This is a genomic window from Flavobacterium ichthyis, assembly GCF_009915155.1.
Taxonomy (GTDB): Bacteria; Bacteroidota; Bacteroidia; order Flavobacteriales; family Flavobacteriaceae; genus Flavobacterium; species Flavobacterium ichthyis.
The window spans coordinates 18,130-30,142 of sequence record NZ_JAABLM010000009.1; the positions used below are offsets into that span (position 1 = coordinate 18,130).

Genomic DNA, 12,013 nt, shown 5'->3' on the forward strand with positions numbered 1-12,013 from the left:
AGTTTATTGTTTTTTCGGCTGAGACTGTGGTTGTTGGTTCAGCGGATTTTCTTCGATAATATATTTGTCATATTCTTTTTCTTTTCTTTTTGGAAAATAATAGGTAAGTCCAAGTCCAAATTTAAAGTAAAAATCATCTCGAACACCTCGTTCAATGTAGTCGATATTATCACTAAAATTGATGTTATGTTCGGCGAAAATTTTTATCCCCACTTTTTGAGAAGCCATGTACTCCAATCCTGCTCCGTATTGAAATTTAAAATGTTCATTCTCGAATACTCGGTTAACACCTAAACCAAAACCTGTGTAAACAAAGGGACTTAGTTGGTCTTTTGGCAATAATGTATATTCTGAATTAAGGTCGAAAGTAATGTAACCTACATCTAATCGATTTTTATTTGCAAGGTTAACAACATTAGTTGATCCGCTTAAATTAAGAGCTGGAGTTAGAAAAAATTTCATTGCACCTCTCCCGAAAGGTCTAAAAGTTGCATTGCTATAGTCACCATCAATTAAGGTAGTTCCTCCTCCAACTTCAAGAGCAAATTTTGAGCGCTTGTTAACTAATTTACGATTGTAAATTTCGGTTGCCTCAGCGGTTTGTTTTTCTTCGGAATAATTTTGAAGTAATTCATCAACTTCTTCTTTTGGAGCATCGGCTAGCCATATATTGTCTTTAATCCCTTCTAAGATCAATGATTCGACAGCTTTTTCGATTGCTTCGGTCACGGCCATATGAACGGGTTCGTTAGTGGTATAGCCTGTTTCTATTTCTAGCAATCTTTTAAATTTCACATACCTAAAAAAACTTTGATCAACAGCTTGTGACAAAATCGTTTTCGAGACATACACTGATTTCAAAATTTTTCCGTTAGAAGTAGAAATCATTCTTAAATAAACCGTTACTCGATCTTGACGGTAGCGGGTTGAACCTCCCATAGCAAAATATCTTGCTCCAAAACCTCCCGTGATAATATTAGAGTCATACGATACGATGCCTCCTTCCAGTAAAACGCCCGCATATAAAAGTGGTGTTAATTGGGGTTCATTAGGGTTTGAATTTTTAGAATATTCTTGTCTGGTGGAACGAATAAGGTTTCGTTCTTGTAATAAATTTCCGATGTTTTCTCTTTCGATTGGGATAAACCATTTAGAATCTTCTAATGCTTTAATCAAAATAGAGGTTGCACCTTGAGTTACGGCAGTGCTAAAGGTCGACCCGTTTTCGGCAGCCTTATATTGTCCGGTTTGGTCTCGAAATTTATAAATTCCGACAACGACAGGTTCCTTAGGTTTTGGCAAATCTTTTAACAATGAGGTTGCGGGGGTAGATTCTCCTAAAATTGCTTTTTGAACTCCAGTTGGCTGATTATAATAGGCTCCACAACTGCATAGCAATACAAGCAGCAATGCTGATATAATAATTCTGTATGGCATAATTACTGAGGGATAATAACTTGAGTTTGTTCTCCTGTTGTAGTATCTAAAATATTGATTGTCAAACCTCCTTGTGAAGGATATACATCAATCGCGAGGGTTCCGAAAGTGTAAGTCCCTTCAGAAATACCTTCGGTACCAAATTGTTGTGTAAATAAAGACCTTGATACTTGATTAAGTAGCTGCGTATTTAGATTGTCAATAAATCTTTCGAGCTCTGTTTTTTGAGTTTGAGGTGCGGCATCGTCTTTTAATAAATTTTGTGATTCTGCAGAGCTCAAAAGCCAAGCATAGTTAAAGGTATCTCCTCCAAAGTTTGGGTTTCGGGGTTTGTAAACGAGGTCTTGGGCAATAAGTTGGGTAGTTGCCAAGACCAATATTGATGTGGTAAGAAATTTCATTTTTATGGGATTAGATTAGTACTGAGTGATTTGTTTGCTTTGTTTTTCAAGTTTTTTTAGTTGATTAATTGTGGCGTTTATTGATTCTTGTGCCATATATTTTAGAAATTCTTCGTCAGGTTTGGCTATGAATTCGAGCACAATATTATTTTCAACAGTTATAATTAATTTAGTTGTTCTTGCAAAACTTAATTCTTCACTAACAGTAACAATCTTTTTTGAATTGACTTTTTTATCATTGTACATATAATAATACATGTCGTAAAAGTCTTTTCCTATCTTCGTTTTCGTATCATCTGAAACGATTCCCGAAAGCATAAATCCGTCCTCAGGTAGCAATATTATTTCTTTTTTTTTTTCCGCTTCGCCTAGTACGATACGGTCTTTCGCTACGATTTCCTTGTCTTCATTGTAAAAAAGCAACATGACAATAATTTGATCATTTTTGCCAATATTTACCTGAGTTGTGGATAGATTTTTAATCTCGTTTGGCTCAAGAGAAAATAATCCCTCTTGCGCATTATTAGATTGATTGTTTGTATTACTATTTTTTTTTATAACCGAAAGTTTGTACGTCATACTCTGCATGATGTCTGAGAGGTTTTCAGCTGTTCCGGTAATTTTGATGTTATTTTCAATTTCTTCAACTATAATTTTAGCCCGTAGTTCACCTTCGGGAGCTTGTGCGAAAACGGTATTGATGAGCACAAGAGTTAAAATTAGAATTGAATTTTTCATTGTAAATACATTTTATTGGTTGATGATTATCACAGATGCTCCGTTTCCGGATTGTGTAACAGTCATGTTTTTTGAAAGCGAATTCGTTCCGTAATTTTGAATACTTTGATTTTCGCCATTTTGAATCAATTGCATATTAACATCGTAAGTTGTGTACAATGACAAGTCCGAAATGGTATTGTTGTTCCCATTTTGTAATATGGCTTGATTAATATTTTCGGCGGCTTTTGAAATTTCGGAAAAATTGCTGTTTCCATTTTGAACTAAGGAAAAATTAATTGTATTGGCAACCAAATTTGTTCGTGCTATATTATAATCGCCTATTTGTTCAATTAAAATTCCTGGATTTACAGTTAGCGTTTCAGATACGCCTGAAGGTTTGTTCATGTTTGAAACCAAATTTAGTGCGTTTTCTTTTTTATCAAAAACATCTGAACTGTATTGTTCAAAACCAGAATTTTCTCCTTCTTCCTGAGCTAAAATAGCCACTGGTAAAAGTAGAAACATTGTTAATATGGAATAAAATACTTTCATAATTTTGGATTTTTTTTAAACAAAAAATAAAGACGGGACGAAGAAATCCGTCCCATCATTATTGTAAAAATCCTTAGTTAGATTGTTGTACGTATGAGCTGTTTCCGTTTCCAACTTGGTTTACGGTACTCATATGGTTTTCACCTGTTTGAACGGTTAGTGCCCAGTTATTTTCTCCTAACTGATCGATAACTGAAGTATGATCTTCACCATTTTGGTAAGTTGCAGCCATATTATCGTTTCCAACTTGTACGTGGTTAGCATCGTTTCTGTCTCCAATTTGTAATTGTCCTGACATGTTTGATGTTCCACTTTGTTTTGAATAAGCTACGTTATCATCACCGTATTGTGCTTGTCCTGATACGTTATCTCCGTGATCGTAAAGTGTATATGGTGAACCTAAATAATTTTCGCCTTGATCAATAGTAGCCGAGTTTCTATCTCCTTCTTGGTATTGACCAGCAACATCACCTCCGTTAATAACTGGTTGTAATTCGTCTTGCCAAATTACAGCGTTGTTATCATCACCTATTTGAATTTGGTATGCTTGGTTGTCTTGGTTTGCTTGAGAGATAAATGCATCATTTCGTTCTCCGTCTTGGTCTTGCATCGCATAGTTGTTCATGGCTGTAGATACTGAAGGCATCATTCCTTGGTAAACATTTGCTACGTTATCATGTCCTACTTGTGTTTGTTCTGATACGTTGTCTTCACCATTTTGTTGAGCTAACGCATCGTTACCAGCAGATCCATCTGGTCCAGATCTTTGATCTTGGGTTGCTGAATTTCGGTCTCCAGTTTGCTCTACGACAGCATCATTATTATCAAAACGTTGTGTTTGACTTGAGTAGTTATCGTTTCCAGTTTGAGTTGAAGATGCGGTGTTTCCTTCTGCTTGTCCGGTTCCTTGGTCAATCCATGCTTCATTATCATTTCCTGATTGCATGATATCTGCCTCATTAAAATCTCCTCTTTGAGAAACATCGGCAAAATTTCGGTCACCAGCTTGGTCAACATAAGAGTCGTTTTCTTCACCGCTTGCAGCAGTTACATTTCCTCTTTGATTAACGTTAGACTCGTTGTCTTGTCCAGCTTGTAGAACAACTGAATTGTTGTTAGTACCATCTTGAGACACAGTGCTCTCGTTGTTTTGAGCAAAAATTGCTCCTGTAGCTAATAGAAAACCTACAGATAAAATCACTTTTTTCATAATAAAAATATTTAATTGGTTATAAATACAATTTAATATTTTGGGGTTCGAAAAAAGTCTTAAGGCAACTTCAAACTATTTTTTGAAGTGAAGTGTTTTTAGAAATTGATTTAACAATTGTGGTATATTGTTGAGTCAAAGTTATTTCTTTTTTTCAATGTTCAAAACCAAACGCTACATTTTTTTTACAAAAACGCCAATTTTTCTACCAAATGTTTACATTTATCGATGAACTGCATGATTAACTTTATCGGTTACTATTTCGATTTCGTACGCTTTACATTATATTGATTTTTACATAACATGGATACGTCATTTTTTTCTCACAAAAAGTAAAAAGCCTGTTCAAATAGAGATCAAACAGGCTTTTTGCAATATTTTCTACTTAATTATTATTTTGTAAATAATAACTCTCTATATTTCGTTAACGTCCACATTTCGTCATCAACTAATAGCTCTAATTTATCACAATGATTACGAATTTCGTCAAAAAATGGCTTTACGTTGAAACAGTAGGCATGTGCCATTTCTTCTGCAGTAGTTAGCTTATTTGCGTGTCGTCTTTGCTGAATCATTTCCTCAACTTTTGTATTGATTCCTTCTATATGGCTTGAAATTTCTTTAATTAAGATAAGTTGTTCTTTTGCAATTGATTCATAGTCTTTTCCAAAAATCTCTTTTAATCCTCGAACGTTTTCAATCAATAAATTTTGGTAACGAATAGCAGTTGGAACTACGTGATTACGGGCTATATCGCCTAATACTCTTCCTTCTATTTGTATTTTTTTGGCGTATTCTTCAACCTCAATTTCGTACCTTGCTTCCACTTCGGTGTGGTTCATTACTTTTAGCTCATCAAATAAGGCTAGGGATTTTTCCGAAATTTTAGCTTTTAAAGCTTCGGGCGTAGTTTTATGGTTACTTAACCCTCTTTTTTCCGCCTCTACTTGCCATGCGTCACTGTAACCATCGCCTTCGAAAAGAATATTTTTGGTCTCCTTAATATATTCTCTCAAAACATTAAAGATTGCGTCATCTTTTTTCATCCCTTTTTTGTCCACCAAAACATCAACTTCTTTTTTGAAATCAATTAATTGTTTGGCAACTATAGAATTTAACGTAGTCATTGCGTTAGCACAATTCGCCGATGACCCTACTGCTCTAAATTCAAATTTATTGCCAGTAAAGGCAAATGGCGAAGTTCTATTTCTATCAGTGTTGTCCAATAAAACGTCTGGAATTTTCCCTACTACGTTCAACTTTAATCCCGTTTTTTCCTCTGGTGAAAGTTTTCCGTCAGAAACACCTTCTAATGCTTCTAATACACGAGTTAATTGCTCGCCAATAAAAACGGAAATTATTGCCGGTGGTGCTTCGTTAGCTCCCAATCGGTGATCATTACTTGCCGTAGCAATTGACGCTCGCATTAATTCTTCATAAGTTTGAACGGCTTTAATTGAATTAATAAAGAATGTGAGAAACTGCAAATTGCTCATTGGTGTTTTTCCTGGCGAAAGTAAATTCACACCAGTATCAGTAGCCAGAGACCAATTGTTATGTTTACCCGAACCATTTACACCTTTAAAAGGTTTTTCATGAAAAAGCACTCTAAAATTATGTCTTTCAGCTACTTTTTGCATCACATCCATTAATAAAGAGTTGTGATCCACAGCAAGATTGGTTTCTTCAAAAATTGGAGCCAACTCAAACTGGTTTGGAGCAACTTCGTTATGACGCGTTTTTACAGGTATTCCCAAAAGCATACATTCATATTCCAATTCTCTCATATAATTAAGAACGCGTGTTGGAATCGATCCAAAATAATGATCATCTAATTGTTGTCCTTTTGCAGAAGAATGACCTAAAAGTGTTCTACCGGTCATTATTATATCTGGTCTTGAATTTGCCAAAGCCGCATCAATCAAGAAATATTCTTGTTCCCAACCTAAGGTGGCCGTTACTTTTTTTACATTTTTATCAAAATATTTACAAACATTAGTTGCGGCATTGTCCACAGCATTTAATGCTCGTAAAAGTGGTGCTTTGTAATCTAAAGCTTCACCTGTGTAACTTACAAAAACAGTTGGAATACAAAGTGTTGTCCCAAAAATAAATGCTGGCGATGTAGGATCCCAAGCTGTGTAACCTCGAGCCTCAAAAGTATTTCTAATTCCTCCATTAGGAAAACTTGAAGCATCTGGCTCTTGCTGTACTAATTGTCCTCCTCCAAATTTTTCTACCGGATCACTTCCATCGAAAGAAGTTTCAAAAAAAGCATCGTGTTTTTCTGCAGTAGTCCCTGTTAATGGTTGAAACCAGTGAGTATAATGGGTTACACCTTTTGAAAGCGCCCATTCTTTCATTCCCAAGGCTATATAATCTGCTAATTTTCTGTCAATTTTTTTTCCGTGGAGTATGGCATCTCGAACACCTTGATAAGCGTCTTGCGTAAGAAATTGACGCATAGATTTATCATTAAAAACATTGCTACCAAAAATGGCAGATTTTTTATCGGCTTCTTCGAAAGCAACAGGTTTTCTGTCTGCTGTTTGAGCCAATGCTTTAAACCGGACTGTTGACATAATTAGTTTTATTTTAAAATTATTATTCGAATACAAAAATACAAATTTTATTGTACAATGAACATTACCCCTATTTTTTTAGGGTAGCATTTATCAAAAAAATATTTTTTAACCGAAGTACCCCTAATAAAATAACAGCTGTTTCATATTTACTCAAAAATATCCAAATTCGAATCTCGAAATTATATAAAACCTGATTAAAATTGTATAATATTTAAAACATTGATGCTTTTATTGAATATCTTATCGCAAGACAACCATAAAATCGCATTATGTTAAACATTTTATAAGAACTTATCAAGATGAATTAGTTTTAATTAATTTAGTTGAACAATGATTTTAGAATAAATTATCAACACAAATAATTACTAATTATGAGCTCTAAAAAAATTATTTTGGGTGTAGCAGCGGGAGTTGCAGCCTTAGCAATCGTCGGAATATTGACAGCGAAAAATAAATCAAAGAAGAAAAGATTTTTAGAAAAAGCAGAAAATGCAAAAGATCAGTTCAAAGGAAAGTTGAGTGAATTACAGCGAAAAGCGCAAAAAGAATTGAGTCAACATGCTGAAACGGGTGACAATTTAATTAATCAAGCTAAGAATAGAGCGAACGATTGGATTGCGAAAAACACAAACTAATATTTAGCTGAACTGAACCCTAATCGGAAAAAATTGAAACATGAAGTCGAAAAAAACCAATACGCAAACCCCGGAAACATCGAAAAACGTTTTTCCATCAAAAGCCAACTACTTACTTTCTGACGAGATTGATTTGCCAGAAATTTTATTTATAACCTCATATCCACCGCGTGAATGTGGTATCGCAACTTATTCACAGGATTTAATGAGAGCATTGAATAAGCAGTTTGTAAGTTCATTTAAGGTATCGGTTTGTGCTTTGGAAAACAACAATGAGCGTCATTTATATCATGAATCTGACGTGAAATATACATTAAATACTTCGGAATCGAGTTCCTATGACGCCGTTTCGGAGGCAATTAATGCGAATGACAATGTGAAGGTTGTAGTACTTCAACATGAATTTGGATTATTTGCGGAAAATTTTGATCGATTTCATCAATTTATTACAGAAATTAAAAAACCGCTTGTTGTGGCATTTCACACGGTTTTGCCACGTCCTGATGAAGTTTTCAAGGTGCGTGTTCAACACATATTAGATCGAGCAAATCATTTAATTGTGATGACAGATCGTTCTGCAGAAATTCTTCAGGAGGATTATATTGTCGATGCTGAAAAAATTGCCATAATTCCTCACGGAACTCATCTTGTTCCTTATGCGGACAAAAATGTTTTGAAAACAAAGTATGGGGTGAAAGGACGAAAAATTTTGTCCACATTTGGATTATTAAGTCGTGGAAAATCAATTGAAACTACCCTTGAAGCATTGCCAAAGATAGTCGATAAAAGTCCGGAGGTATTATTTCTAATTATAGGAAAAACGCATCCAGGAGTGATAATCAACGAAGGTGAATCTTATCGGGAGTCGCTTGAAGCAAAAATTAAGGAATTGAAGTTGGAGAACAACGTGCAATTTGTCAACAAATACCTTCCGCTGAATGAATTGTTGGATTATTTACAATTAACCGATATTTATCTTTTTACTTCAAAAGACCCAAATCAAGCGGTTTCCGGAACTTTTAGTTATGCCATGAGTTGTGGTTGCGCCATTGTTTCCACACCAATTCCTCACGCAAAAGAAATGCTAAAAGATGGTTCGGGATTGACCTTTGACTTTGGAAATTCAGTACAGTTAGCAGAAGCAGTGAACCAATTGATTTTTGATGTAGGATTACGCAAAAATATGATGATGAACGGTTTGCACAAAATTATGCCAACGGCCTGGGAAAATTCGGCGGTAGCCCACGCAATTTTGTTCCAAAAAGCGTCGAATAATTCTATTCATTTACATTATAGAAATCCCGAAGTAAATTCTCGCCATATTAAGAAAATGACGGATAATTTCGGGATGTTTCAATTTTGCAAAATCAATAAGCCAGATCCAAATTCTGGTTATACATTAGATGATAATGCAAGAGCATTAATAGCATTTTGCCAAAATTACAAATACGATAAAAATATCGAGGATTTACAATACATTTCTCTTTATCTGAACTTTATAGAATTTTGCCAACAGCGAAACGGAATGTTTTTAAATTATGTAGATGTAAACAAAAATTTCACACCACAAAATAACGCTGTAAATCTTGAAGACAGTTGCGGTAGAGCCATTTGGGCTTTGGGATATTTAATTTCGCTTTCGCCAATGTTACCCTCTCCATTTGTAAAAAGAGCCACTACAATGTTTGAAAAAGCAATTGAAAATTTAGAAAAAATTCACTCACCAAGAGCTATAGCGTTTACTATCAAAGGTTTGTATTACTATAACCGTCAAACGAAAGATATGAATAATGCTATCAGTATCAAGATTTTAGCTGATAAATTGATAGCCATCTATGATAAAGAAGCACACGAAGGTTGGAATTGGTTCGAAAGCTATCTTACGTATGCCAACAGCGTTTTACCGGAAAGTTTGCTTTGTGCTTATGCTGTTACAAACGAAGAAAAATATGGAATGATCGCTAAAAAATCTTTTAAATTTTTATTAGATAATATTTTTACCGAGAATCAAATCAGGGTGATTTCTAATAAATCTTGGCATGTAAAAGGTCAAGAAAAAGAATTATACGGCGAACAACCAATTGATGTAGCTTATACAATCTTAGCTCTAAGAAAATTTCATGATATTTTCAAAGATGAAGATTATTTAAACAAAATGGAGATAGCATTCAACTGGTTCTTAGGAAACAATCATTTGAAACAAATTATTTACAATCCTTGTACTGGTGGCTGTTTTGACGGTTTAGAAGAAAAAAATGTAAACCTCAACCAAGGTGCTGAATCTACCTTGAGTTACTTTATTGCAAGATTGACCATTTCAAAATATTTTGGAAATGCCAATACTGTTTATTTCAGAAAAAAATTAAAAGCCGCAAAGCAAATTTTACTTAAAGCTTAGTTATTAATTCAAATTAAAAAGCCGGAATTCAATATGAATTCCGGCTTTTTTTAAATAAATTTATCTATTAATTTGATTATCTTTTGATCAATTGTGTAGGATTTTTATCATTTATTCCGTAAAAATCGATAACTGATTGATAATTACTTGCATCAAATGAATTTCCACCTCTATTTGACAAAAATCCTGGAACAATGACTACTCTAAATAATTGATTTTGAGTAAATTCTGGTACAGATGCAAGGTCTAAAGTTCCAGACATATAAATGCGAATATCTTGCGTTGTGAAATCAAAATTATAATCTAACTCAGTTCCGTCATTAAAATAAACCGTTTTAGGCAACAGTTCCCAAACATCACGACCATTTTCTACTGCAGCCAAGCGATATACTAAAATCATATCAGAATCAAAAATTGGAAATTGCCCGAATTCGTAAAAAATTTCATATCCGGAAGATCCCATAAAGTTTACATTTCTAATTTCAAAAACTTCAGCAATGGTGTCGTTATCCTGAAAATTAACATTGTCATCATTGTTACAACTTGTAAAAAAAGCGGAGGCAACAACTGTAAGAAGTAAAAATATCTTTTTCATAATTTAAATTTTTAAGGTTGATAAATATATTCCAAAAATAGAGCCAAAAAAAATTATCACACTATTTTTTCTGACAAATTTATGTTTTAAAAGTTGAAGTGAAATTTTATTCAGGTAACAGGAATTTCGACAAATCAATTTTATGTAATTTTGCTTTTACATTTATAAACGGCTGAATTTCAAGTTTTTCGTTCGTAAAATAAAACCATTTTCCGTCAGTTGACGCAATACCTTCTACTTGATGAAACGGCAATTTTAGTTTTATTTTTTTTGTTTTACAATCACTAAAATTTTCATCAAAATCATACACAAAAAATAAAAACGGTTTTACCTTTTTGTTATAACCACACAAAACTAAAGTTTTATTTACCAAAGTTGCCCCTGTAATCAAGCCTTCCACATTAATTTCCCCCATTCGTTTCGCCACAAAATTTCCGGGTGTTTTAGGCAACTGATAGACAGCAGTTTTTTTCGACTTCCATTGTTTGGTGAAAATAAAAATATTATTTGCCGTTACTACGAAAGCTTCTCCGTCAAAGTCAGTTTTATTGGATTTAACTACCAAAAAGTTTTCTTGATTGGAATATTGAAAAGCAATTGTATCAATTTTTTTAGATATTTTATCCACCCGAAGCACTTGCAAATTACGCCGATTTCCTCTAACATTATTGCCAAAATCCCCAACGTAGAAATAATTTTCGTCCGCATCAATTTCCTCCCAATCTTTGTTTTTTACATTTGGCAAAAAAATAAAGTCGGTAATTTTTCCAGTAACAGTATCGAGCTGGTAAAGATTAGTATCAGCATCGTCATTATGGGTCCACAAACCGCCATTTGTGTAAACCAAACCCGAAGTTTCGTGAATCTTTTCGGACAAAATCACAGAAAATTCAGGCTTCAGTTTTTGAGCTTGTACTATTGCAGTTGAAAAAATGAGTAGCCAACAGAATTTCAAAATTAAATATTTTTTTCGCCCGCTTTTTCCTTCCGAATCCTTTCTATATCTTCTAATGTGGCGCATTTAGTATGGATTTTTTCTCCGTCAACCGTAAATGGTAAATGAACAGTTTCGACCTCGGTTAAACTTTCTTCTAGATAATCTTCCATATCTTTTAAATCGTAAAACCAAATTTTATCAAATTGCACTTTTTTGACAGATGCATCTTTTAGCAGTATTTCTTCTTTTAATTTCTTTTTCATCGTTTCAAAATTAATCAATTATACTAAATAAAAAAGAGGTTCCAAAGTTGGAACCTCTCTTTACCCATACATTTCGTATCTTACAAACTTAAAAGCCCCCCAGCTCGTAAATTCTTTTACAAACTTACGCCTGAAAAAGGAGTGTTTACTTACACTATTTTGCTAAAAGTTTACAGCATTTTATTTTTACAAAAAAATATATCTTTTTTGGCTTCTACATTCCTTTGATTTTTTTTTCTAAAGGGAAATAAAAAAATGCTTCAAAAAATTAAGAGACAAA

General features: G+C 33.8%; 11 protein-coding genes. 2 read left to right on the plus strand and 9 right to left on the minus strand.

Annotated features, from left to right (window positions below; translation table 11 throughout):
- Positions 1-3 precede the first annotated feature (3 nt).
- From GV828_RS08555 to GV828_RS08585, 6 genes are all read right to left on the minus strand, one after another.
- Positions 4-1,437 (minus strand): CsgG/HfaB family protein, encoded by a 1,434-nt coding sequence (locus GV828_RS08555; protein ID WP_166537071.1) that lies wholly within the window; start codon positions 1,435-1,437, stop codon positions 4-6.
- A 2-nt stretch (positions 1,438-1,439) separates the two neighbouring features.
- Positions 1,440-1,838, minus strand: coding sequence for a curli production assembly/transport component CsgF (locus GV828_RS08560; RefSeq protein ID WP_166537072.1), 399 nt, complete (start codon positions 1,836-1,838; stop codon positions 1,440-1,442).
- 15 nt (positions 1,839-1,853) lie between these two features.
- A complete protein-coding gene (locus GV828_RS13190) occupies positions 1,854-2,576 on the minus strand; it encodes a CsgE family curli-type amyloid fiber assembly protein (protein ID WP_235935441.1) in 723 nt (240 codons plus the stop codon).
- A 12-nt stretch (positions 2,577-2,588) separates the two neighbouring features.
- On the minus strand, positions 2,589-3,110 hold the full coding sequence (locus GV828_RS08575) for a hypothetical protein (protein ID WP_166537073.1): 522 nt from the start codon (positions 3,108-3,110) through the stop codon (positions 2,589-2,591).
- Positions 3,111-3,183: 73 nt separating this feature from the next.
- Positions 3,184-4,320 (minus strand): hypothetical protein, encoded by a 1,137-nt coding sequence (locus GV828_RS08580; RefSeq protein ID WP_166537074.1) that lies wholly within the window; start codon positions 4,318-4,320, stop codon positions 3,184-3,186.
- 392 nt (positions 4,321-4,712) lie between these two features.
- On the minus strand, positions 4,713-6,902 hold the full coding sequence (locus tag GV828_RS08585) for a glutamine synthetase III family protein (protein WP_166537075.1): 2,190 nt from the start codon (positions 6,900-6,902) through the stop codon (positions 4,713-4,715).
- Between the two features lie 374 nt (positions 6,903-7,276).
- Between GV828_RS08585 and GV828_RS08590 the strand changes: the two genes are divergently transcribed.
- Both GV828_RS08590 and GV828_RS08595 read left to right on the plus strand, forming a co-directional pair.
- A complete protein-coding gene (locus GV828_RS08590) occupies positions 7,277-7,540 on the plus strand; it encodes a hypothetical protein (RefSeq protein ID WP_166537076.1) in 264 nt (87 codons plus the stop codon).
- Positions 7,541-7,580: 40 nt separating this feature from the next.
- Positions 7,581-9,938: a glycosyltransferase gene (locus GV828_RS08595; protein WP_208103166.1), complete on the plus strand. Its 2,358-nt coding sequence runs from the start codon at positions 7,581-7,583 to the stop codon at positions 9,936-9,938.
- Positions 9,939-10,014: 76 nt separating this feature from the next.
- Here the strand turns inward: GV828_RS08595 and GV828_RS08600 are convergent, their stop codons facing one another.
- The 3 genes from GV828_RS08600 to GV828_RS08610 all read right to left on the minus strand — a co-directional run bounded on the left by GV828_RS08600 (position 10,015) and on the right by GV828_RS08610 (position 11,733).
- Positions 10,015-10,533, minus strand: coding sequence for a hypothetical protein (locus GV828_RS08600; RefSeq protein ID WP_166537077.1), 519 nt, complete (start codon positions 10,531-10,533; stop codon positions 10,015-10,017).
- A gap of 106 nt (positions 10,534-10,639) precedes the next feature.
- Positions 10,640-11,488 carry a T9SS C-terminal target domain-containing protein gene (locus GV828_RS08605; RefSeq protein ID WP_166537078.1) on the minus strand — a complete coding sequence of 283 codons (849 nt, stop codon included), beginning with the start codon at positions 11,486-11,488 and terminating at the stop codon, positions 10,640-10,642.
- Between the two features lie 2 nt (positions 11,489-11,490).
- Positions 11,491-11,733, minus strand: coding sequence for a hypothetical protein (locus GV828_RS08610; RefSeq protein WP_166537079.1), 243 nt, complete (start codon positions 11,731-11,733; stop codon positions 11,491-11,493).
- Positions 11,734-12,013: the final 280 nt, after the last annotated feature.

Bases quoted from the DNA above. Each gene is read 5' to 3' on its own strand.
- GV828_RS08555 (WP_166537071.1), bottom strand. From the start codon at position 1,437: ATGCCATACAGAATTATTATATCAGCATTGCTGCTTGTATTGCTATGC.
- GV828_RS08575 (WP_166537073.1), bottom strand. From the start codon at position 3,110: ATGAAAGTATTTTATTCCATATTAACAATGTTTCTACTTTTACCAGTG.
- GV828_RS08610 (WP_166537079.1), bottom strand. From the start codon at position 11,733: ATGAAAAAGAAATTAAAAGAAGAAATACTGCTAAAAGATGCATCTGTC.
- GV828_RS08600 (WP_166537077.1), bottom strand. From the start codon at position 10,533: ATGAAAAAGATATTTTTACTTCTTACAGTTGTTGCCTCCGCTTTTTTT.
- GV828_RS08595 (WP_208103166.1), top strand. From the start codon at position 7,581: ATGAAGTCGAAAAAAACCAATACGCAAACCCCGGAAACATCGAAAAAC.
- GV828_RS08590 (WP_166537076.1), top strand. From the start codon at position 7,277: ATGAGCTCTAAAAAAATTATTTTGGGTGTAGCAGCGGGAGTTGCAGCC.
- GV828_RS13190 (WP_235935441.1), bottom strand. From the start codon at position 2,576: ATGAAAAATTCAATTCTAATTTTAACTCTTGTGCTCATCAATACCGTT.
- GV828_RS08560 (WP_166537072.1), bottom strand. From the start codon at position 1,838: ATGAAATTTCTTACCACATCAATATTGGTCTTGGCAACTACCCAACTT.
- GV828_RS08580 (WP_166537074.1), bottom strand. From the start codon at position 4,320: ATGAAAAAAGTGATTTTATCTGTAGGTTTTCTATTAGCTACAGGAGCA.
- GV828_RS08585 (WP_166537075.1), bottom strand. From the start codon at position 6,902: ATGTCAACAGTCCGGTTTAAAGCATTGGCTCAAACAGCAGACAGAAAA.